We start from the raw sequence: 21,370 nt of genomic DNA on the forward strand, positions 1-21,370 counted from the left end.
GAGTGCTAAAGACCTACTTCTTCTAGATTTGAACCGCTCTATCGTGCGAAGATGAAGATATGACTAACGCAACTGCAAAGGCAACTATTCACACCAATCACGGCGACATCGTGGTAGACCTCTTTGGTAACCACGCTCCCGTGACCGTAAAGAACTTCATTGGTCTAGCCGATGGTTCACAGGAATGGCGTCACCCCCGCACCGGTGAAGTACAGGAAGGTCCCTTGTACAAGGACGTCGTCTTCCACCGTATTATCCGTGATTTCATGATTCAGGGTGGCGACCCCCTCGGCCAGGGTATCGGCGGTCCTGGCTACCAGTTCAAGGACGAGATTCACCCTGAACTCTCCTTCAACAAGCCCTACCTGCTCGCTATGGCAAACGCAGGCCCCGGCACCAATGGTTCACAGTTCTTCATCACCACCGTTGAAACCCCTTGGCTCAACGGTCGCCACACCATCTTCGGTGAGGTAGTAGGCGAAGACTCCAAGAAGGTTGTAGACGCTATTGAAGGCGTAGCAACCGGTGCTATGGATCGCCCTGTTGAAGACGTCGTTATTTCCTCCATCGATATTGAAGAGCTCTAAGCCCTTCACCATCTGAAGAGATACCGAAGGCTCGCTCGGATTTTCCGAGCGAGCCTTTTATATACCTCAGCCGTTGGAACAGTACCCCTGAGATAGGTAAATCAGTGACTGAACACCATTTTGAAGAATCACCGCAGGTTACTACATGCCCGCGCCACCCTGACCGAGTGACCTACACCCGATGTGGACGATGTGGCCGACCCACCTGCACAGAATGCCAGGTTCCGCTAGAAGTGGGATTGATGTGCGTGGACTGTAGAGACGAGCACCGCCGTCAAAACAAGGTGAGAAGTGGCCCAACGACGGCGCCGCTGGTAACTTTTGTGCTGATTGGGCTCAACATTCTTGCCTATCTTTTGCAGCAATTCATTCCTGGTCGCTGGGTGCTCATTCATTTTCTCTTTAACCCGCTCTATGTGGAGATGACGGGCGAATGGTGGCGCGTGCTGACATCGGGTTTTCTGCATGCTCAAAGTTCACCGACGCACCTGCTGTTGAATATGTTCTCGCTCTGGCTGTTTGGTCGCGCGATAGAACCCATGATGGGGCGCTGGAAGTACCTCCTGGTATATGTGCTCTCTATTGTGGGCGGATCGTTGGGCGTGTGGATATGGGGTGCACTCACTGGAGATTTAAACGTCAATACGGTGGGTGCATCGGGTGCTATCTTTGGTCTATTTGGCGCGTTTTTTGTGCTTACTCGCATGAGAGGAGCCAATGCCACACCCATTCTGACATTGATAGCTATCAACATGGTGTTCGGGTTCATCATGCCGGGAATTTCCTGGCAAGCGCACCTAGGTGGATTGGCAACCGGCGCCATCTTGACGCTAATACTGCAACAACTAGGTGGCAACTCCCGGACGCCGCTGCGACGGTAAAAATAAGCCACTAAATTACAATTTCCACAGACCTTATCCACATCTGTTAATAACTACAGCTCTGTAATTCCATAGTTGTTAACAGGCTGTGGATACTGAAAATCGGCGCTTTAAGTTTCGCGTAATTACACGTATGTAAGCAATATCCCCAGTTTTATCCCCACCTGTGGATAACTGCAAAGAACAGGGTGTGGAGTTCTTGTAGTTTCAAAAATTTTTACTCGCTCACGCGAGTCATCTCATTCCCTCATCCCCACCCATCAGAGATTTTCAAGAGACCTGGAATAGGAATTAAACCTCTACGTAAAGTAAATAAAAGGCGGGGTTTCAACGTTCATGAACGTTGAAACCCCGCCTTTATGCTTTAATCTACAGGACACGCGCGATTGCCCTGCCTGCCGTTCGTCCGGTAAAGACGCACTGGCCTAAGAAGGTGCCTTCAAGCGTGTTATTAGCCGTGCGCGACCCCGCCGCCGAAGCCCGCAGCCTCCCCCACGGCATAAAGACCCTCAAGGAAGTTGCCGGTGGTATCAAATGCCTGCGCGTCGAGGTTGGTCTGAATACCACCTAGGGTTTTTGCGGGTGGCCGTCCAGAGCCGAACGGCAATAAGCGGACCGTGTCTGGGGTCAAGAAGCTTGTGGGGGCTTTGCCACACGCACCAGCTTGTCGCCAATGTACCGGCGGCTGTTGCGGATGCTCATTACCTGAACATCCTTGGAATATAGGTTGGTGATTTCGTGCTCGCGGGCGCGTACCTGACGCTCGATGCCTTCAAAGTTCAGCAGATTATCACCGGTCAGCTCGTTCATGCCGCGCCCCAACTCTTCAAAGGTGTCAGTAACAATGAAGTCTTCACCGTGGGTTTTGAAGTCTTCAACTGGACCGGGCGCGCCACCACCCAGTCGGGTCTGCAGCGGACGCCCGTCACGCTTCCGTCGGTGATCATGAGCTCATCCACACGATGGCGGAATTTCAGGATTGCTTTACCCTCGGACGCGGCTGCCCGCACTTTGTGGGCGAAGGGCTCGGAGACACCAGTACCGGTGCCCCACGGAACGTGGAAGCGTGGAACCGAGTTTCCGTGTTCTAGTGCGGATGCGCCGCCGCGCTCTGCCCAGCCTACGACGGGCGTGAACTTCACACCCTGCCCCTGTAACCATGACAGCTTCTCGCCCGCTGCAAATTCAACGTAGGCGCGTCCCCAACGCTGCGCCCAGGCCTCCTCAGGGAGTTCGCCGTCGAGGCGATCCCAACCTGCTGAGCCCTGTCAGTCCTGCCAGGCTAGCTCGAAGGAGTCTTTAACACCCAGGCGACGCTGCATGGGGGAGTCCACCAAGAACATGCCACCGAACGACCAGAATGCCTGGCCGCCCAGGTTCTTCTCGTTTTCTTGGTAGATGATTATGACCTTTTTGCCGGCGGAAATCAGCTCATTGGCTGCAACCAGGCCGGAGAGTCCGGCACCAACGATAATCGCATCCGCGTGCATGGTGTTCCTTTGTACGAAAGTGAAGTGTCACTTAAAGCAGTGGATAACTCTGTCCCGCAGTGAGGCTCTTGCCTTTACAAGGCTTTATTAGCGTCCCAGTTTTGCGGGTCAGCTCCTTTGAGGAAGAAGTCTTTTAAGAGGCGTTCCGCTGCAACATTTTGTTTGAAACGGTTAAGTTGCACATTTTGGCGTTCGAGGTACACCGTAAACTTTGGGTAACTAATATCAGCTTTAAGCGCTTGAAGTCGGCCAAAAGAAGTGAGGTCAGCTGCTTCAGCGATACCAAGCTTCAAAATCTCGGATATTTTCTCTTCTGAGATTCCGAGCGCTTCGTGAAGTGCTGCCACTCGTTTATTTTGTTGTTGAGACTTATAGAGGTTGAGGTAGTCTCGGAAAGTTCTCTCTTCGTGGATATCGATGGAACCATTTTCAAGATCGTTGAGAATGGTTTGAGCGATTTCTTGGTCTTCTTGAGAGAGCGTGGCGTAGGCATTTTGAACCTGGGCACGCAGCTCATCAATGTACTGGGTAGAGCTATTCTCTTCCCTGAGAGCCTCACGCAGGTTAGTAAAGCGAGATTCCAGGTACTCGTAATCAATACGCAAAGTATCGCGGGCAATAGCAAGTGCCGTCAGGTCTAGAGGGATACTTCCTTCGTCCTGGCCTGCATTGTCTGTTGCGTTTTCTCCGTTGGAAAGCTCTTGGAGTCTGGCAAGCAACACGTTATAAGTTTCTTCATCAATTTCAACGGTGACTGGTTCCTGGTCAGGGGTATCGTCAAAGGTGTAGGTGTTCTCGCTCCAGGTGAAACCTTGAAGGCTTGCAGTTTCGATTTTGTTGATGAGTTCTGTGACTGCAGCAGCAAATTTTGAGCGTGCTTCTTTGCCTTCAGGAAGCCTATCGAATCCTTCAAGCCCTGCTTCTCTGTAGACTGCTTTGATGCGGTCATGGATACCGTTGATTGCGGTCAGGGTCTTAGGCAGGGGGTCAGCAAAGACGTCAGCGGCGCGGTCTCCTGCGTAGAGGTCGAAAGCATCGGTGATGTTTTGTTCCATGGTGTGCACTCTGCGGAAGTAGATAATCGAGCCAAACGGCTTAAGTGCTGAGTGATTGAAGATGCGGTTGGTACGTGAAAATGCTTGCACGAGACCGTCGTACTTGAGCACTTTGTCAAGGTAGAGGGTGTTGACCCATTTGGAGTCGTAACCGGTGAGTAACTGGTTGACGACGATGACCATATCGAGCTGTAGCTCAGGCTGATTATCGATGGTGCGGTAGCCCTGCTTATGGGCTAGGCGATCTGCAACGTCTGTTTTGAAGCTAGCCATATCTTCACGAGAGAAGTGCTGTTGGTAGCGTTCGTTGTAATCGGTGAGGATTTCGCGGATGCCTTGATCGCGCAGGTAGCTTTCTTCATCATGTTCTTCACGCTCAGTAAAAATAGAGGTGATTTTGAGGTAAGGTGCCAGTTCTTTGAAAAGGCGGTAGTAGGCGATAGCTTCTTGAACACTGCTTGTGGCGAGAATAGCGTGGAATTTTCCCGCGACTGAGCGTTCCGGCCAATTGCCGATAATGTGTTTGACTACTTGATCGCGGTGTTCTTCAGATTCCCAGATGTCCTTATCTGCGTAGTCTTCAATGCCGCGGATGTATTTTCCGTCTTCGTCTTCTCCGCCGGCCCATGGAACCTGTTGTGGGTCCATGAACTTGTCATAAATGGCTTTGCGGGATTCGCTCTGCATGATATCAACAATGCTGTTTCTATCTACACCGCCTGCTTGGCGAATGGCGACTGCTTGGCGAAGGTCGGAGTAAGTGGGCACGCCCTGGGTATTGAAGCCCAGCACGTTGTTGTCGCGCAGACCGAAGGCGATGCTGTAACGGTGGAGTTCGCTGCCGAAGAGTTCGCTGGTGATGGTGTCTTTGCGTTTGTTTTCGTCGTAGATGGGGGTTCCGGTGAAGCCAATGAAGACTGCATGAGGCAGGCGGTTGTGGACGTCGCGGAACATGGTGCCGAAGGTGGAGCGGTGGGCTTCATCGACAACGAAGACGATGCGCTGGTTAGAGATTCTTTGAAAGTCTGCTTCGCCTGCGAAGGTGTCTTCTGCACAGAGTCTGCCGAGCTTGTGCAGGGAGGTGATGATGAGCGTTTTGCCGGTATCCTTGAGGTCTCTCAACAGGAGGGCAGTACTGGCTGGGCGGTGGAGCTCTACGTTGTCATCTGCGAAGTTCTTGTATTCCTTCTCAGACTGTTCTGAGAGTTCGATACGGTCGAGTACAAAGACAACTTTGTCTGCGAGGCCTTCTCGGGCAAGCAGCGCCGCTGATTTGAAGGACGACATGGTTTTGCCTGAGCCTGTGGTGTGCCAGATATAGCCACCTTTTTGGGTGTTGCGGGTCCAGTCTTCAGGATGCACGCGGTTGATTTCACCGAGTTTGCTGATAATCGATTGGACGGCGTGGATTTGGTAGGGGCGTAGGACCTTGAGAACACCGTCGCCGCTATCTGCAATCATGAAATCACCGATGAGCTGATGTGACTGGGGAATGCCGAGGAACGATGAGGCGTTGTCTGCCCAGTTATCGTAGTATTCGTTGTTTGCCCGTGACCATTTGAACTGGAAGTTCTTGTTGAAGTCATCTGCACTGGCTGGCCGTGCGAAGTAAACGAGTTCTTCGGGGGTCATTGCTACGAAGGTTTGCACCGTGTTCATGATGCCGGTGTAGACGCCCTGCTGCATGTATTTACGGATCTGCCAGATGGCTTCTTCGGTGCTGTGCCCGTGGTTTTTGAGTTCTACGTGAATGAGCGGTAGACCCCAGATCAGTAGAACGATATCGCCGCGCCGGTTACGGTCTTCTTGGATGTGCCGGGCGAATTTGGGCTGCTGGGCGATTTGGTAGGTGGAGTCGCCGCCTGCGATTTGGCGGGGGTCGAAGATTTGTAGTTGGACGGGTTTGCCGTGGTTGACGGTGTCTTGCGGGTTATCACGGACCAGCTCTATATATTTGCCCTGAAGGAGCTGGTGCATGGCGCTGGGGTCCGTAATACCCTTGAGGTGCTCTACGAGGGTTTTCTTTTCGGAGTCAGATAGGGGCACACCGTTGAGGCGGTACTCCTGCTGGTTGTTCTCGAAGAGGATGCGCGCCCAGTTGTCGATGAGGTCTTGTTCGGTGGGGTTTTTGAGGACGCCGCCGCTCCACCTGTTTTTGGTGCACAGGCGGGTGACGAGGGCTTCTTCAAATTCTGCTTCGTTGGCGAACTGTAGGGGCTGAGTCATGGGGAATCCTAAACGAACATCTTAGCGAGGAAGGCGGTTTTGAGCTGGGTGAGCTTGGCGAGTTTGGCTTCTTCAAGCTCAATGAGTTTATCGAGCTGGCGGAAATAGGAGCCGATGGCGGCTTGTTCTTCGTAAGAGGGTATAGAGACTGGGTATTCTCGGATGTCAGTTAGGGAAAGATGCGGTACCGCAGTTTCTGTTTTTGACTCGCGTATATACTCAAGAAAGCGAAGACGAAAAGCCTGGTATAAAAATTCTTGGTCTATATCTTTATTGGAACGTAGCCTTGTTACACGTTGTACGAGTAGGGCAGGTAAATGCTTTTTTTGGATTTTTGCCATGCTCTTACCGATAAGAGCACCATCCATTTGAAGTAAAATATCGTTTTCTTCCAATAGGTAGCGTTCTATACCTTTTGAGCTTTCCCAGAATTCAGAATTAGCATCTGAATCGTCAACATAACCTCTTTTAACGTTGATTCCTCGAATCAATCGAATTCCTGAAGCTTCAAATTTTTCACTAGGGAAGGGAAAACCAGTCAGTGTGTCTGCCAGATACTCAATTGAAGTTTGTTCCCAATTACCCGTAAAACCTTCAAAACGAATCTCAGGCACGGACGCACCATCCTGCGGGAACATCTTGACCAGCATAGTCTGCTTAAGGCTTTTAAGTTGCCCCGCTGTATCTTTGAGGCCATTTATTTGATTATCAACGTGCCGGAAAAAAGAATTGATCTTAGTCTGTTCGACAGGGCTAGGAACGGAAACTGTAAGGCTTCTAATGTCATCATTTTTTAGATGGACAATAACGTTACCTTGTGACTTACTCATAAGGTCTTTAGAGGCAACTCCGTAAGTCAAAGATGAAGCTAAAAATGTGGGGTTCAGCTTTGCATTAGGTCGGATGATGTTCAGGTCGCTACCAAGAATAAGCCCTGGTCTGATAACAGCCGAAGCGCGGGCAATATCTTCAGGAGTCTCACCGGAAGCAGGGACAACTACCTCATTACCAGCGCTGATAACCGAATCTTGGATTGGGTGTACAAAGGTATCTACCTGGTCTATCTCAAGCTCGAAATTAGTGTATAGACGTCCATAGAGAACAACCGGGGTGCCAGTTTTGACTACATCATTTTTTGAGTAACCGCGTCCCTTGGAATAGGTAGCATTCTGCTCTAAATCAAATAGTTCCCAATCGTCTTGTTCAGATATGAAACGAATCTCCGGTGTCGACATTAGTTCTTACCCCTAAACATGTCAGCCAGTGCAGCAATACCCTTCATGTCGGCATCCGAACCAGTTAGCTTGCCCATCAGCGTTGCCAGTTCTGCTTGGGTGCTCTCAATCTGAGTGTTTACCTCTTCTAAGGTCGTGGCGTACTTTGACTCTAATGCCAGCAGAGCATCAATGAGCCGGCTTAGCACTACACCGGGCACCGCAAAGAACTGCTCCACCATGCCCGTAATCCACTGGGCATGCAAAAGCTCCATCACCTGCTCGTCCGTCAAAGAAGCAATAGCGGTAATAGTCTTGCCCTCAAGCTCATTCTCAGCGGTTTTTAGATCCTTAGCCGTCTTTGCTTGATTTTCAAGAGCCTTAGCCGCGCTGACCAGCGTCTCGTTCAAAGAACCTTCAGTAACCTCTTCACGGTTCTTCTTCAAACTCTTGGCGTAAGCCTTAACCGCAGCCGCAGCAAAAGCGTCGCCCTTAGCATTCACCAAAGAAACATCGCCCTGCTCATAATCCTCTTCATCTACAGACTCAAACAGTTCAGCCAAACGGGCTGCTAACACGGCGTTCTTTTCGCGAAGCTCTTGAATGGCTTCTAGATCATCAGCCAACAAGACTTTCTGCACTAGCTCAAAGTCAAAAACTTTACCCAGCCAGCCGTCCTGTACCTCAACCTTCTGCTTGTTCTTGGTCTTCACAACCATGTTGGGCACAACCTCACGCGTAGCATCCCAACCCTCACGCTTGATGACTTCAAGGTCATTCTCAATACCCGCCCAAGCGTTCGCAAAATGCTGATATACCTCATAATCATCAACCAGAGACACCCCTGCCAGACGGTCAAAAATCTCAGCTCGAATATCAGCCTCAACAGTCAACAAATCAACAGCATGAAGATTTTCAATCAAGCGAGTGTGCAAAGCCCCCTCAAAACCCTCAAAAGCCTCAGTAAAAGCCTGTGTAAAATCAGCTACAGACTCGTGCGCTTGCACTGCCGACGTTATTTCAACACCATCACGAACCTGAGAATGAGTGGGGCTAATCTGCTCAAAAATAGATTCGCGCAGGCCGGGAAGACTCGTCCAATAATCCTTGAAGTAATCTAGCTCGCGGTGAGGGATTCCACCAAACATAGTCGAGAAAATATCAAAGTACTCAGCATCCTCAGACGAATCCACATAGCGAGGAATATTGAGGTTATAGTCATTCTCACGAATCTCATCACGAGACACCACCCTCGAATACTTCTCAACATCACGGCGCTCAATGACCGTATCAACAATCTTGCGAACATCACGCGGGCGCAGATCGTTCTTAGTGCCAGCCTTCACAAAACCCTTAGAGGCATCAACAAACAGCACACCCGTATTAGCAGAACGCTTTTTCTTCAACACCATCACAATGGTCGAAATACCCGTACCAAAGAAAATATTTGCCGGCAGACCAATAACAGCCTCAATATTGTTCTTCTCAATCAAATGACGACGAATCTTTTCTTCTTCGCCACCGCGAAAGAGTACACCATGCGGCAAAATAATCGTCATAATGCCGTCATCCTTGAGGTGATAAAGCTCGTGCAAGAGGAAGGCATAATCAGCCTTCGTCTCAGGCGCAAGACCATACTCTGTAAAACGAGGGTCGCTCTGAGCTTGATCACGATCCCACTTAGCCGAATAAGGAGGGTTAGATACCACAGCATCAACCCGCAAGAGATTGTAGTTGTCGTACTTATCAATCATCGGCCAGTCTTGATCCAAAGAATCACCGCGACGGGTCACGATATTAGAAGCCTCCATGCCACGCATCACTAGATTCATGCGAGTGAGGTTATAAGCATCCTGTTTCAGCTCCTGCGCATAATAACGAATACTTCCAGCCCTACCCGCACGCCGTTCGACAGCCTGGCCAATATTCAGAAGCAAGGAGCCAGAACCCGAAGTCGGGTCATAAATCTCAATAGCATCGCGTTCAGCCACATGATGAGCCACAATTTCAGCCATCGCCAAAGCCACCGTATGCGGAGTATAAAACTCACCGTTTTTCTTACCCGCATTCGCTGCAAACTTGCCAATCAAATACTCATAGACATATCCCAAGATGTCATAGTCAGCACCTGATCCGGTGGGTACGTCCTTAATGACGTTCATAATCGCACGCAGCTTCTTTGCCTGTGCCGAAGCGTTATCACCCAGCTTGCGAATACTAGAGAGAAAAGACGCAAAAATATCCTTATAAAGATGCTGATGCGCCGGGTGCACTGAAGCATCAAATCGGCGCAGACCTTCAGAAATATCAGCTACATCTAGTGTGGCTCGCTTAGACAACCACGACTCAAAGAGATCCTCATACGCAATGTAGTAGCCGAGGTTATCGCGTGCGTTCGTGAAGTAAATGTGAGAGTTAGCTTCAGAAGCGTTGGTTAGTTCGACTGGCAGCTCTTCTGCAGGAACCCCATTGTCAATGAAGTACTCAACTTCTTTATCAGAGAGGTACTTATAAAAGAGAAACCCCAGGATAAAATCCTTATAGTCCGTGGCATCTAGGCTACCCCGCATCTCATTCGCAGCGGTCCAAATGCTATTAGCAAGCTGTCTCTTATCCACAGGAAATTCTCTTTTACGTGTTGGTATCTACGGTTTCTTCCATCGTAGTGAACTGAGATAGATTTCTCCTCTTGTAATAAGGTGGGGATAAATATCTCCCCCGCCCTCATAACGAGAGCGGGGGAGATGTTCAACTGAGTAGCGCGAAAGCTAGTTAGCTTGTGCCTCTGCTTCTTCCACTAGTTCCGCAGAAACTTCCACCCCGGTGTAAAGCTTAAACTGCTCAGCCGCCTGGAGTGCAGCCACCTCGCCGCCGGTAATGACCTCCTTACCTGCCGCGCGTCCAGCCTGAATGAGGGGAGTCTCAACGGGCATAGCGACGACGTCGAACACTACCTCCGCCGCCTCAATGGTGGGCTGGGGGAAGGCAAGGGTGTCTTTCTCTGGACCACCTTCCATTCCAAGAGGGGTTACATTCACAATTACAGGAGCTGTTAAAGAACCCACTTCAGGCATCCAGTCATAGCCATACTGTTGAGCTAGCTCTTTACCCGCCTGCTCATTACGCGCCACAATCGTGCCCCGCTTGAACCCGGCGTCATAAAAAGCACCTGCCACAGCGCGCGCCATACCGCCAGAACCCTGCAAAATGAAGGGAAGAGACGGGGCAACATTATGAGCTTTCAGAAGGGAGGCAACCGCAATCACGTCGGTGTTGTACGCATGGAGATAGCCATCAGTATTCACAATCGTGTTGACTGCACCAATGACAGACGCTGAATGGTCCACCTCATTCACCAGAGGAATAACAGCCTGCTTGAACGGCATGGAAACGGAACAACCACGAATGCCGAGCGCGCGCACACCGCCGATTGCAGCCTCAATATCTGAAGTAGTCATTGCCTTGTAAAGAAAATCAAGCCCGAACTTTTCATAGAGATAGTTGTGGAACTTAATGCCGTGATTCGACGGGCGCCCCGAGAGCGAAATGCATACGGTGGTATCCCGGTTGAGTGGCGGGCGTGAAGTATTGTTGTGGGAATTATCCATGGAAATAACGCCTACTTCTTTGACTTCTCGATCATCAGGGACACAATTTTCGGTGCTTTGGAAGATGAAGCTACAAAAGACTTCTCAGAATTAGTCACTGTAGGTACCACGGCGTTGCCATCATTGACAGACTTGACGAATGCCTCGGCGTCGGCGTCCTCCCAAATATTCACCCAGGTAGCGTCATCGCCAGTCTCACCCAGGCCAGAATCCAATGCCTCGCAGAAAGGGCAACCGGGGCGCCAATAAATAACCACTCCGCCGTCTTCAATGACCTTCTCAGCTTCAGCCTGTGTTGCTTGTGCGCGTTCCATGAAGAAATCTCCTCTAATGAGTTGTATCTAGTCCATTTCTAAGCCTAGTATCCGTTCGGAAAAGGAAAAATGCTTTAAATACCACGCGGTACTCCGCCTCGTTAAAACAAGAGGTGGTACTCCCTCGAAGGGAGCACCACCTAAATAAAAGAGGCGAACTTAGTCGTTCTTTAGGGAGTTCTTAACACCCTCGACCTTGTCCTTAGCATTGTTAGCCGCATCGGCAACCTTAGCCTGAGCCTGGTCAGTCTGACCTTCAGCCTTCAGCTCTTCGTTGCCAGTAGCGTTGCCGATACCCTCTTTTGCCTTGCCTGCAAATTCGTTCAATTTATCCTGTGCACTCATGGGTTTCCTCCTTGTGTATTGCCTACTTGGTATTTCTAAGTATACTTCTGAAAACCGAGAATCACCTGAAAAATATCTGGAAATTTATTTTCCGAAGCGCTCGCGCACGTCGTTAATCTGCTGGTCAGCCTCAACATTTGAGGTGTTTGCCTGAGCTTCGGTGATAACTTCCTGACCTGCGTTATCTTTCACTGCCTCTTTAGCTGAGGGAATGCCGTCTTTAGCCTGGTTTTCGATATTATCTTTTTCCAACATAATTACTCCTCAAAAAGCCTAGATATGCTAAAAGCCGCCGGGACCACCGGGGTTTTTAGCTACAAACTAAAGGCAAAGATTACTTGCCGAACTTGTTGCCGAGACCATCAATCTGCTCGCCCGCTTTATCCTTGGCGGTGTTGGTGTGGTCGTCATTGACGACGTCCTTGCCAGCCTTTTCGTTGACTGCGTCTTTGCCGGAGTCAATACCTTCGTTTGCTTTGTCTTTGAGACCGTCTACATCAAAGCCCATGATTCAATCCTTTCCACTAAATGACGAGGCAATGTTCATATTTGCCCTCAATCGTTCTTTGAGAAGAACTGATACTAAGTCTACTGAGCGATAATCTGATTTGTAAATCATTTATGTTTCAAAAATGGAATAAAAGATACAGTTCACCCTATCTACCCTGCAAAATCAGGGATAAGCAGGACGCGAATCACTAAAATTTATCGGTTAGGGCTCGGCGTGTCTGATGCCAGCGGGCGTATACTCGCTAAGTCAAAATAGTTTGCGCCTCGGACTCACACCCGAGCGTACTTATAGAAAGGTCCCTTCCACATGGGGTCTCTCAAAAACCAGCAGTACAAAATTGCTGCTCGTGCTCACAACAGCGATCCTGAAACACGGCAAGGTTCAGTACGCATCGATAAAATGCGAGAATCTACCAAATCCTGGATGTTGGGAACCAAACTCAAAGCCGACCTCCCCGGACCACACGGCAAACGGCACCCCCATAAAGAGGGGCACTCCTGGTGGCAGGTCATGTGCCTTTCTGGCGTAGACTACTTCTCCACCCTAGGCTATCAACCCGCTATCGCAGCCCTCGCTGCTGGCCTACTTAGCCCCCTGGTAACGCTCGTCCTAGTCATTGTGACCCTCTTCGGCGCGCTACCCATCTATCGCCGAGTAGCCGCCGAATCACCCGCCGGTGCAGGCTCCATTCACATGCTAGAGCGACTACTCTCCCGCTGGCCAGCCAAAATTTTTGTACTCGTGCTTCTGGGCTTCACCACCACAGACTTCATGATTACCATGACGCTCTCCGCCGCCGATGCCGCAGAGCACCTCGAAGCCAACCCCTTCGTACCCTCATTTCTTCACGGTCACCACGTACTCATTACGCTAGTATTCCTCGGATTGCTGGCAGCAGTCTTCCTGCGAGGATTCAAAGAAGCAATCGGTGTTTCTATTGTTTTGGTCGCAGTATTCTTGCTTGTCAACCTGGTAGTCATCATCGGTGCTATCATTCACATCATCCACGAACCCATCCGTACCATCGACTGGTGGACAGGGCTCACCGCCTCCCACGGCAACAAATGGCTAGCAATCGGACTCATCGTGCTGGTGTTTCCCAAAATCGCCCTCGGTATGAGTGGTTTCGAAACCGGCGTGGTCGTTATGCCCCAAATTCGTGCAAAAGGTGCTAATCCCACCGAAAAAATCGCTAACCGCGTCCGTGATACCAAAAAACTACTCACTACCGCCGCGCTCATCATGAGCGTTCTACTCATTACCTCCAGTTTCACCACCACTCTGCTGATTCCCCAAGAAGAATTCCAAGCAGGAGGTCATGCCAACGGACGCGCGCTCGCTTACCTCGCCCACCAGCAATTTGGCGAAGTATTCGGCACTGTTTATGACATCTCTACCATCCTAATTCTCTGGTTCGCCGGTGCCTCAGCCATGAGTGGGCTTCTCAATCTCGTACCCCGCTACCTGCCTCGCTACGGTATGGCACCTGAGTGGTCCCGCGCGTCGCGCCCCCTCACCCTGGTGTTTATCGCCGTAGCTTTCGTCATCACCCTGATTTTTGATGCTGACGTTGAAGCCCAGGGCGGCGCCTACGCCACCGGTGTGCTGGTATTGATGACCAGTGCTGCATTCGCCGTAACCCTCTCGGCGAAGAAAAAACACGAGCCTTATGCCTTGGTGTTTTACTCGGTAATCACCCTGGTTTTCGTTTACACCACGGTGGCAAACATCATCGAACGCCCCGAAGGCCTGCGCATTTCTAGCTTCTTTATCTGTGGAATACTCATCGTTTCCTTCATCTCGCGAGCTATGCGTGCCTATGAACTGCGTATCGAAAGCGTGCATTTCGACAAAAAAGCTATGCAATTCATCATGGAAAAGCCAGACGTCCCCATACACCTCATCGCTCACCGACCTGACAATTTCAACCTCGCCGACTATATGGAAAAGCGTGGACGTGAAGAGTGGGCGCACCATATTGGCGACGTCGAAAACGTTATGTTCCTCGAAATCGCCGTGATGGACCCCTCCACTTTCCGCTCAGACATTATGGTCAAGGGAGTCACGGTAGGGGATCAGAAGATTCTCGCGGCATCCGGTTCTGCTATCGCCAACGACATCTCCGCCCTTGCATTAGAAATCCGCGATATGACCGGAACTGTTCCCCACGTTTACCTCGACTGGGCTGCTGGCTCGCCGCTAAAGAACTTCCTCGCCTTCCTCTTCTTTGGTCAAGGCCAGGTTGCGCCGACGACGCACGAGGTGCTCCGGCGCGCAGAACCCAAGATCCGCCGTCGTCCGGTGGTTCACGTTTCCTAACGAAACGGCGGGTGCTGAGAGTTTGTATCAGATTTTCAGGGCTGTACCACACAAAGCGTGGTACAGCCCTCAAAGTTTGATACAAACTGGGGAGGGGGGGACACGCAGGGCACAGTGGAAAGAAGGCGCGCGGGGAGATACGCAGCTTACTTCTTCAAACTCTCCTCAATGCGCGCAATCAACCCTTGGACGTTCTCTAACAAGCGGGCAATCTTCTCATCCTGCGTGAGGGATTCTTCCATCTGGCGGATTCCCTCGGGTTTCTTCTTGCCCAAAGTGTAGGCAACGCACTCTAAATCGGTGCAGATATAGGTTCCGATGCTGCCGTAGTTCTCTTTCGACGACTTCGCGGTGGGAATCGACATCAATGAAACACCGGTCGAAGAATTGAGTGTGAGGCAGAACTGGCACATGCGCGCGCCACCCTTGGCAGGAGCTTTTTTGCGCTCCATCACTAAGCCTTGAAGCCCCTTAGACGTTTCTGCCACCACATAAGCATTCTGGGGCGATTTCGGGTCGGTCCAGCTCAGAAAAATCTCATTCGCCCAGTCGGTAGAAAGAACCTCTTTGGGGATGTTGATGCGCTGAGATGCACCTTTGGTGCAGTTGATAAAGCTTTTACGCAGCGCGGCTTCTGAATATGTCTGCATGGGAATATACCTTTCGGGTGTAAGTCAGTGAAGACTAAAGGTCTTTATCGGCAGCGAACCCCGCCACCATAGGCAAAAACTCCGGGTCGGAGTAGCCCTTCTTCGCATAAGTATTGGCAACAGCCTGCGCCGTCGATTTGAGTTCATTGCGGTTCACTAGTGCCATCACTGCGCCACCGAAGCCTCCACCCACAATCCGGGCGCCCAGCGCCCCATTTTCTATACACGTAGAAACTGCGACATCTATTTCTTCCCGAGATACCTGAAGCTCATCACGCATGGAAACAAACGATTCGGTGAAAAGATGCCCCAGTTCAGTCCATGCACCTGCCCCAAGCTCCTGGGAATTTTTCAGCAGATAAGTGGCTCGTTCAACCAAGCACATGTCATGGAAAACATGGCGAATCCAGCCCCTGGGGAACGACGGCGTGCCGTGTTGCCGTTCGACGGCGTCGAGCGCCAACGTGGTGGATTCGTCCACCAGATTGAGCCGCCACAGCTTAGCTTGACGCTCGTTCATGCCCTCGCAGGTGAGATCTTCGGGGAGCGCGTTGCGTAAGAAATCCAGTTCCAGGGCTTGCGTGCAGAGTTCGGAGGCTTGCCGGCGGACCGCGAAAGCATCTCCCGAGAGCTCGTGCGGGGTGTTGGTGTTGATGACAAGGAATGCAAGTCCTGCCGATTTGAGGTCTGCTTCCACGGGCTGGAGGGAGAAGTCTCGGAAATCAATCACCAGTGCTTTACCCGGGCGTGAGCGCAACGAAGTAGTCTGATCCAGACCTCCGGTGTGGGCGCCGGCAACTTCGTTTTCTGCGCGAATGCAGACCTGTGCCAGGCGTGCCCGGAGTTCGTCGTTTTCAGGCCCGCGGTTGGAGGGAAGTGGCTCGGTAGTGGAGCAACCCTCTCGCAGGGGGCAGGAGAGATCGAGCAGCGCGAGGGCGGTAGAGCACTCTAGAGCAGCAGAGGAGGACAGCCCGCCGCCTACCGGAACGCGCGAATCAATGACCAAGTCAGCCCCAAAATTCAGGGGCAAAGCAATGTCTTTTCCGCCCTCTTGGTTCATAGACCATGCCACTCCAGCAACATAGGTGAACCAGCCTTTGAGCGAACCAGGTTTAATCTCCCCGATGACTACGGTGCGTTCGTCCCCCGGCATCTGAAGGGACGACGCGCGCAGCACCCCGTCGCTACGTATTTTTCCTGCCACATAGGTGCGGTAGGGCAAGGGCATGGGCATGCATGATCCCCCAAGGAAGTCGATGTATTCGCCGAGCAGGTTAAGGCGCCCGGGGGCGGACCATACGCCGTCGGGTTCTTCACCATATTTATCGATGAATGCCTGGCGTACTTTTTCTACCTGACCTTTGTGATCCGGCAGAGCGCCCCAGATTGGCTCGGCAAATTTAGTCATGCGCTAACTTTCGTTACGGGGGAGAGCTATTGCTCTTGGCGCCCAATCAAAGCGCCGTAGGGTACAAGTTTAGTCCCGGTGGAAATATTCCGGGGTGTACAGAAAATCTTAAGATGTGCAGGGCACCCAGCCGCGCAGGAGTGCGTGGACGGCGTCGATATAGGGCGACGGTGGATACTCGGGGACCGCACTGCCGCAGAGTAGGGCGCGGGTTTGCTCTTCTTCCATCAGACTGAGACAGAGGTGAAGTAGTGCGCGAGAGGCATTTTGGCCCTGTTCTGCATTGAGAGATAGAGCCTCAAATAGTTCTTGGCTCTCGGAAAAGAAAGCGAGTTTGTTAGGGTGCATTGCCAGCGCCATGCGGATAACTTCAGCGCTTTCATGCACCTGGGCAAGTTGCCGGTACAGCTCTCTGGCGCCTGCCATCAGGGCGGCGGTGGGTGTGGCGCCCTCGCATCGAACATCGGCAAGCATCCTTGAGGCGAGAGAAGCCAACAGCTCCTGCTTATTTTTGACGTGATAGTAGATAGACCCCGGTGCCACACCTAATTCGGTGGCTAAACGACGCATCGAAAGATCCGCCAGGCCATACTGCTTAAGGAGGTTAAAGGCGGTACTCAATATTTTTTCGCGTGATAAAGCCACCTGTCCATTGTAAAACGTGACATAAAAGAATGATTTGCATTCAAAATGCGGTTGAATGGAAACATGACACTCAACTTTGCAGAACTTACCCAGAAGCTACGCGCCGGAGGCCAAGCAACCGCGCAGGATGTCCTTGATATGGTCACCGCCGGACCCGGTGCGACGTTCGCTCTGGTTGAATTTGCCGCTGAATTCCGCCGGATGTTCTTTCGTAACACTATTGAGGTAGTAAACCTTCTGGACGCGCAGGGGAAGGTTCGCAAGGACCGCCCCCAAGAGCCTTACGCCATCAATGTAGGCGCATCGGAGAGTCAAGAAGAATTAGCGCAACAAATCTTCTCGCTGACTCAGGACGACGCCGCGCAGCGGATTACCGTCAATTTTCTGGTGCCAAATGAAGAGGTGGAGGCCCCCGGTTCTTCTGCTCTAACCCCAATGCAGTGTTTGCGCATTCTCGCGGCGGCTCGCATTGCCGCCCCTGCCAAGAGCCTTCGCGTGGGAGAAGGCCGGGATCTTCATTTGCGCTCGCTACAGTCGTTGGCTCTTCATTGCGTGGACTCTCTGTATCTGAGAGATGTTCCTGCTTCTGAACCGCGCGCTATTTTTGAAGATTTGCAGCTTTTGGATAGCGCAGGGCTCTCGATTATTGGTGCTGGGCAGCGGGATTTGGCGGCAGAGTATGTTTCCTACCTGCAGTCCGAAGGTGTGGAAGACGCGCAAAGCTACGCCGATGAAGTATTTGCCGAGGACGATGCCGAGGGTGCTGGCGGTTGCGGCGGTAACTGCGGTTGCGGTGCAGGAGGGTGCGGAGCGTAAAATTTACGTCGAGAAAACTGCCTAAACTTCATATACAGGGTAATAGGGCTTCATAATTTGAACAGTGTTCAAATTATCGATTGAATAACTCTATGAACCATAACTTTAAGCTAATTTCGCAACGTATTCTCGCCGGTGGCAACCCAACTACTCGCGAGGAGGCGCTGTCTATGCTCGCGGCTTCTGACGAGCAGACGCTCTCCCTTGTAGAAGCAGCATCGGATTTAAGACGTTATTATTTTTCTAATACTGTTAAGGTGAACTATCTAGTCAACCTTAAATCGGGGCTTTGTCCTGAAGATTGTGGGTATTGTTCCCAGCGTCTGGGTTCGCAAGCTGAAATTCTGAAATATACCTGGATGAAGCCTCAGGAGGCAGTGGAGCAAGCCGGGTACGGAATTGCGGGGGGTGCTAGCCGTATCTGCATGGTGGCGTCCGGGAAAGGCCCCACTGATCGCGACGTAGAGCGAGTTGCCACCATGATTGAAGACCTCAAAGATGAATACCCCCAAGCAGAAGTCTGTGCTTGCCTAGGAATTCTCAAAGAAGGTCAAGCGCAACGTCTCTCTGAGGCGGGGGCGGATGCTTACAATCACAACCTCAACACGAGCGAAGACCATTACCAAAATATTTGTTCCACCCATACATATCAGGAACGCGTCGACACTGTCTCTGCAGCTCAAGAAGCTGGACTTTCTGCGTGTTCGGGTCTCATTGTTGGTATGAAAGAAACAGACCAACAACTGGTCGAGGCGATTTTTGCTCTCAAAAATTTAGAGGGAGATTCAATCCCCGTTAACTTTCTCATGCCCTTCGCTGGCACCCCTCTTGAAGACACCTGGGAGCTCACCCCGCTTCGTTGCCTTCGAATACTTTGTGCTGTTCGAATGGTTAATCCTGAGAAGGAGCTGCGCATGGCGGGTGGTCGTGAAATGCATTTGCGTTCGCTTCAAGGGCTTGCCTTAAATGTGGTGAATTCGTTGTTCTTGGGGGACTATCTGACATCCGAAGGGCAGTCTGCGCTGGATGATTTGAAGATGATTCAGGATGGTGGGTTTGTAGTACTTGGTGCCGAAGATAGGAATCTCGTAGCGGAGCATGAAGCGATTCTGCGTGAGAAAAAGCTGGAGTCGGTAGCTAGCAATAACTCATGCGGAACGGCACCATGTAGTTCGTCTGGGGGGTGCGGTGATCAAGGGGGGTCTTCTTCATTGCCTGTTCCGCGAAAACGAGGAGCAGGGACCGATCTTGCGCCTAATGCCTAAACCTTTCCCATCGTTTCTAGTGAGGCAACCTACGGAATATTTTAGTAATCACAGGTTGTTCCAATGGGGCAGTCTTTCATTTTTAGGCTATTGGGTTTAAGCGCCGTATCTTTTTTACCTGATAAATTTTTCCTATGAACGCACCCGCACACCCCATTCTTAGCAACTCTCCAAACGCTATGCTTACCCGGCGTCATTTAGTGACCCTGATGGGAGCAGGCGGTTTATCGTTTGCAATGGCGGGATGTTCGATGCTGACCCCTGAATATTCGGCTTATGTGCGAGAGGAACAGGGTGAGCAGAGAAATCCGCGGGGGTCTTATCAAGATCTTGCAGAAGCTCTGTGGACTTTGCAGCAGGATGCGGGGGCTGAAAACCTTTCACTGAGTCTCTACAACTATGCGGATCAGAAAACCTTTGTGTTCACTCCCGAGTATCGCGGGTATGAAGCTTCAACGGTGAAAGTGCCACTGGCGCTGAGTGCTATGCGGCAGGCATTCGCCCGAGGGCGTGCTCTTTCTGAAGATTTACGAAAAGCAGTAAAGGCAAGTATTGGGTTCTCTGATAACGACGCCACCGCAGCCGTCTTTGGTTCCCTTGCAGATACTGACGAAAATCGTGCCGGAGAAGTAAATACCACTTATAACCGGCTAGGAATAAATCAGACGCGGGCCGATGCTGGATGGGGCGCTAATCTCACCGGCACCGAAGATCACCTGAAAATCTCTCGTGCCGTGTATGAGGGCGTGGATTGGATAGGCAGCGAAGATATGCAGATTTTGCGAGAAGCAATGACTGCCTCAGACTCTGCCTCGCAGGGCTGGGGCGTGGGCGTGCTCGGAAAGCTGCAAGGCGCTGGCGCAGATTCCACCGACTTGGAAGCAGCCCAAAAGGTTCTCTGCAAAAATGGGTGGCTACCAAATGATTTGGGTAAGTGGTATATCAATTCTGACGGTGTGGTTCTTTATCGCGATAAGACCTTTGCTCTTTCGGTGATGGTCTTTGGATTTAAAGCGCAAGAAGAAGGGCAACACCTGGCCAGTAAAGCGGTTGAAACCGCTATGCGCCTCCTGGCGAAATGAATTTATTCGCTCTCAGAAGGTATTCAAGAAACTGCCAGGAACATAGCTTAGACTGAGAAAAGCGTCTATTTTCAACTCTATATGTCTTTGAGGGAATATTGAGGTGAAGCTTCAATAAAAAATAAATGATGTAAAACTTGCATTTTTACACCGTGTATATCGGGTCCCTCCCATAGATACCAACACTCAAGGAACAATGAACACCAAAGATTTATCCCCTGCGTTTATCACTTCCCTGGTAGCGATTTTTGTAGCTGCGCTCATGATTGGCGCGACTTCAACAGTGCTCACTGTTCTGGGATGGCTCATTCTACTTATTGCGTTGGGTCTCAACGTCTTTGCCAGCATGGTCTCTATTCAACGCGCCAAAGGTGGCCCACTGCCGGCAATGATTACTGAACAGCATCGCCCTGTTGCCTCACGCCGTGCATCCCAAGAATTTGAAGAAGAAACCGTGGAAGAATACGCCTACGAACCAGAAGAAGACACCGAGGCGCAACCAGTAGTTTCTTCTGTCGCGGCGTCGTCTGCTGCTGAATCGGAGGAGAAGATTTTCCGTAACCGTGCACCCCGCCCCCGTAACAGATAGGGAAGCACCGTGAAAACTAAGTTTCTCCTTTCTCCTGCCTACCTCGTTTCTATCGCTGCGTTGATTGTGGGTGGGATTCTTGCAGGTTCCCGCTTTATGGTCGTCGGCTGGATGATTTTCATTGTTGGTCTGGCGCTGAATGCTTTAGCCCTGGTGGTTTTGGCTAATCGAGAGTATCTGCATCAGGCGCAACGTGTGGGAACCGTGCCTAAGGCATCGGCACAAGAGCACCACGGAAACGTTATTGAACACGACGCCGCAGAAGAACCCTCTGCAGAGCGGACGATAAATAATTCAGTTACTCCCAGCGGAAAAGTCACTGATTCCTACCGGGTGTTTCCGCAGAAAAAGTCTTAGGGTATCTA

At 51.2% G+C, this 21,370-nt stretch carries 19 protein-coding genes and 1 pseudogene; 8 read left to right on the plus strand and 12 right to left on the minus strand.

The annotated features are described in order from the left end of the window. Positions 1-59 precede the first annotated feature (59 nt). Together IDM48_RS00195 and IDM48_RS00200 are read left to right on the plus strand one after the other, a co-directional pair. Positions 60-587, plus strand: coding sequence for a peptidylprolyl isomerase (locus IDM48_RS00195; protein WP_068169861.1), 528 nt, complete (start codon positions 60-62; stop codon positions 585-587). 104 nt (positions 588-691) lie between these two features. Further along, entirely contained in the window at positions 692-1,468 is a 777-nt protein-coding gene (locus IDM48_RS00200; protein ID WP_190617516.1) for a rhomboid family intramembrane serine protease, read from the plus strand. Between the two features lie 369 nt (positions 1,469-1,837). Here IDM48_RS00200 and IDM48_RS00205 read toward each other — a convergent pair. The 9 genes and pseudogenes from IDM48_RS00205 to IDM48_RS00245 all read right to left on the minus strand — a co-directional run bounded on the left by IDM48_RS00205 (position 1,838) and on the right by IDM48_RS00245 (position 12,228). Next, a pseudogene (locus IDM48_RS00205) lies at positions 1,838-2,958 on the minus strand (FAD-binding protein). Positions 2,959-3,032: 74 nt separating this feature from the next. Then, positions 3,033-6,239 carry a type I restriction endonuclease subunit R, EcoR124 family gene (locus tag IDM48_RS00210; RefSeq protein ID WP_190617517.1) on the minus strand — a complete coding sequence of 1,069 codons (3,207 nt, stop codon included), beginning with the start codon at positions 6,237-6,239 and terminating at the stop codon, positions 3,033-3,035. An 8-nt stretch (positions 6,240-6,247) separates the two neighbouring features. After that, positions 6,248-7,474, minus strand: coding sequence for a restriction endonuclease subunit S (locus IDM48_RS00215; RefSeq protein ID WP_190617519.1), 1,227 nt, complete (start codon positions 7,472-7,474; stop codon positions 6,248-6,250). Next, positions 7,474-10,071, minus strand: coding sequence for a type I restriction-modification system subunit M (locus IDM48_RS00220; RefSeq protein ID WP_190617521.1), 2,598 nt, complete (start codon positions 10,069-10,071; stop codon positions 7,474-7,476). Before IDM48_RS00220 ends, IDM48_RS00215 begins: the two co-directional genes overlap by 1 nt. Before the next feature lie 150 nt (positions 10,072-10,221). Next, on the minus strand, positions 10,222-11,061 hold the full coding sequence (locus IDM48_RS00225; protein WP_190617523.1) for a shikimate 5-dehydrogenase: 840 nt from the start codon (positions 11,059-11,061) through the stop codon (positions 10,222-10,224). 11 nt (positions 11,062-11,072) lie between these two features. Then, complete coding sequence (locus IDM48_RS00230; RefSeq protein WP_068169844.1) at positions 11,073-11,375, minus strand: glutaredoxin domain-containing protein; 303 nt, start codon at positions 11,373-11,375, stop codon at positions 11,073-11,075. Positions 11,376-11,534: 159 nt separating this feature from the next. Continuing rightward, positions 11,535-11,720: a CsbD family protein gene (locus IDM48_RS00235; protein ID WP_151147112.1), complete on the minus strand. Its 186-nt coding sequence runs from the start codon at positions 11,718-11,720 to the stop codon at positions 11,535-11,537. An 84-nt stretch (positions 11,721-11,804) separates the two neighbouring features. Further along, positions 11,805-11,975 carry a hypothetical protein gene (locus IDM48_RS00240; protein WP_158004397.1) on the minus strand — a complete coding sequence of 57 codons (171 nt, stop codon included), beginning with the start codon at positions 11,973-11,975 and terminating at the stop codon, positions 11,805-11,807. Between the two features lie 79 nt (positions 11,976-12,054). Then, positions 12,055-12,228, minus strand: a complete 174-nt coding sequence (locus IDM48_RS00245; protein WP_145175938.1) for a ribosome recycling factor — start codon at positions 12,226-12,228, stop codon at positions 12,055-12,057. 309 nt (positions 12,229-12,537) lie between these two features. On the opposite strand from IDM48_RS00245, the gene IDM48_RS00250 reads away from it, so the two are divergent. Beyond that, positions 12,538-14,550, plus strand: a complete 2,013-nt coding sequence (locus IDM48_RS00250) for an APC family permease (RefSeq protein WP_238397989.1) — start codon at positions 12,538-12,540, stop codon at positions 14,548-14,550. A 146-nt stretch (positions 14,551-14,696) separates the two neighbouring features. Here IDM48_RS00250 and IDM48_RS00255 read toward each other — a convergent pair whose 3' ends face one another. The 3 genes from IDM48_RS00255 to IDM48_RS00265 form a co-directional block, all read right to left on the minus strand. Beyond that, positions 14,697-15,200 (minus strand): FBP domain-containing protein, encoded by a 504-nt coding sequence (locus tag IDM48_RS00255; protein ID WP_068169838.1) that lies wholly within the window; start codon positions 15,198-15,200, stop codon positions 14,697-14,699. A 34-nt stretch (positions 15,201-15,234) separates the two neighbouring features. Further along, positions 15,235-16,608: a galactokinase gene (locus IDM48_RS00260; RefSeq protein ID WP_190617525.1), complete on the minus strand. Its 1,374-nt coding sequence runs from the start codon at positions 16,606-16,608 to the stop codon at positions 15,235-15,237. A 108-nt stretch (positions 16,609-16,716) separates the two neighbouring features. Continuing rightward, complete coding sequence (locus IDM48_RS00265; protein WP_190617527.1) at positions 16,717-17,253, minus strand: TetR/AcrR family transcriptional regulator; 537 nt, start codon at positions 17,251-17,253, stop codon at positions 16,717-16,719. A gap of 63 nt (positions 17,254-17,316) precedes the next feature. On the opposite strand from IDM48_RS00265, the gene IDM48_RS00270 reads away from it, so the two are divergent. The 5 genes from IDM48_RS00270 (at position 17,317) to IDM48_RS00290 (ending at position 21,362) form a co-directional block, all read left to right on the plus strand. Further along, entirely contained in the window at positions 17,317-18,069 is a 753-nt protein-coding gene (locus IDM48_RS00270) for a hypothetical protein (RefSeq protein ID WP_068169829.1), read from the plus strand. Between the two features lie 92 nt (positions 18,070-18,161). After that, positions 18,162-19,334, plus strand: coding sequence for a biotin synthase BioB (bioB, locus tag IDM48_RS00275; protein ID WP_190617528.1), 1,173 nt, complete (start codon positions 18,162-18,164; stop codon positions 19,332-19,334). A gap of 179 nt (positions 19,335-19,513) precedes the next feature. After that, positions 19,514-20,416: a serine hydrolase gene (locus IDM48_RS00280; protein ID WP_202939889.1), complete on the plus strand. Its 903-nt coding sequence runs from the start codon at positions 19,514-19,516 to the stop codon at positions 20,414-20,416. A gap of 196 nt (positions 20,417-20,612) precedes the next feature. Beyond that, positions 20,613-21,005 (plus strand): hypothetical protein, encoded by a 393-nt coding sequence (locus tag IDM48_RS00285; RefSeq protein ID WP_145175918.1) that lies wholly within the window; start codon positions 20,613-20,615, stop codon positions 21,003-21,005. A 9-nt stretch (positions 21,006-21,014) separates the two neighbouring features. Then, positions 21,015-21,362 (plus strand): ATPase, encoded by a 348-nt coding sequence (locus IDM48_RS00290; RefSeq protein ID WP_145175915.1) that lies wholly within the window; start codon positions 21,015-21,017, stop codon positions 21,360-21,362. The last annotated feature ends 8 nt before the right edge of the window (positions 21,363-21,370 follow it).

It is taken from the genome of Rothia amarae, from assembly GCF_014705945.2.
GTDB classification, from domain to species: Bacteria; Actinomycetota; Actinomycetes; order Actinomycetales; family Micrococcaceae; genus Rothia; species Rothia amarae.

Coding starts and splice junctions, on each gene's coding strand:
- IDM48_RS00195 (WP_068169861.1), top strand. CDS start 60: ATGACTAACGCAACTGCAAAGGCAACTATTCACACCAATCACGGCGAC.
- IDM48_RS00210 (WP_190617517.1), bottom strand. CDS start 6,239: ATGACTCAGCCCCTACAGTTCGCCAACGAAGCAGAATTTGAAGAAGCC.
- IDM48_RS00215 (WP_190617519.1), bottom strand. CDS start 7,474: ATGTCGACACCGGAGATTCGTTTCATATCTGAACAAGACGATTGGGAA.
- IDM48_RS00225 (WP_190617523.1), bottom strand. CDS start 11,061: ATGGATAATTCCCACAACAATACTTCACGCCCGCCACTCAACCGGGAT.
- IDM48_RS00230 (WP_068169844.1), bottom strand. CDS start 11,375: ATGGAACGCGCACAAGCAACACAGGCTGAAGCTGAGAAGGTCATTGAA.
- IDM48_RS00235 (WP_151147112.1), bottom strand. CDS start 11,720: ATGAGTGCACAGGATAAATTGAACGAATTTGCAGGCAAGGCAAAAGAG.
- IDM48_RS00240 (WP_158004397.1), bottom strand. CDS start 11,975: ATGTTGGAAAAAGATAATATCGAAAACCAGGCTAAAGACGGCATTCCC.
- IDM48_RS00245 (WP_145175938.1), bottom strand. CDS start 12,228: ATGGGCTTTGATGTAGACGGTCTCAAAGACAAAGCAAACGAAGGTATT.
- IDM48_RS00250 (WP_238397989.1), top strand. CDS start 12,538: ATGGGGTCTCTCAAAAACCAGCAGTACAAAATTGCTGCTCGTGCTCAC.
- IDM48_RS00255 (WP_068169838.1), bottom strand. CDS start 15,200: ATGCAGACATATTCAGAAGCCGCGCTGCGTAAAAGCTTTATCAACTGC.
- IDM48_RS00260 (WP_190617525.1), bottom strand. CDS start 16,608: ATGACTAAATTTGCCGAGCCAATCTGGGGCGCTCTGCCGGATCACAAA.
- IDM48_RS00270 (WP_068169829.1), top strand. CDS start 17,317: ATGACACTCAACTTTGCAGAACTTACCCAGAAGCTACGCGCCGGAGGC.
- bioB (WP_190617528.1), top strand. CDS start 18,162: ATGAACCATAACTTTAAGCTAATTTCGCAACGTATTCTCGCCGGTGGC.
- IDM48_RS00280 (WP_202939889.1), top strand. CDS start 19,514: ATGCTTACCCGGCGTCATTTAGTGACCCTGATGGGAGCAGGCGGTTTA.
- IDM48_RS00285 (WP_145175918.1), top strand. CDS start 20,613: ATGAACACCAAAGATTTATCCCCTGCGTTTATCACTTCCCTGGTAGCG.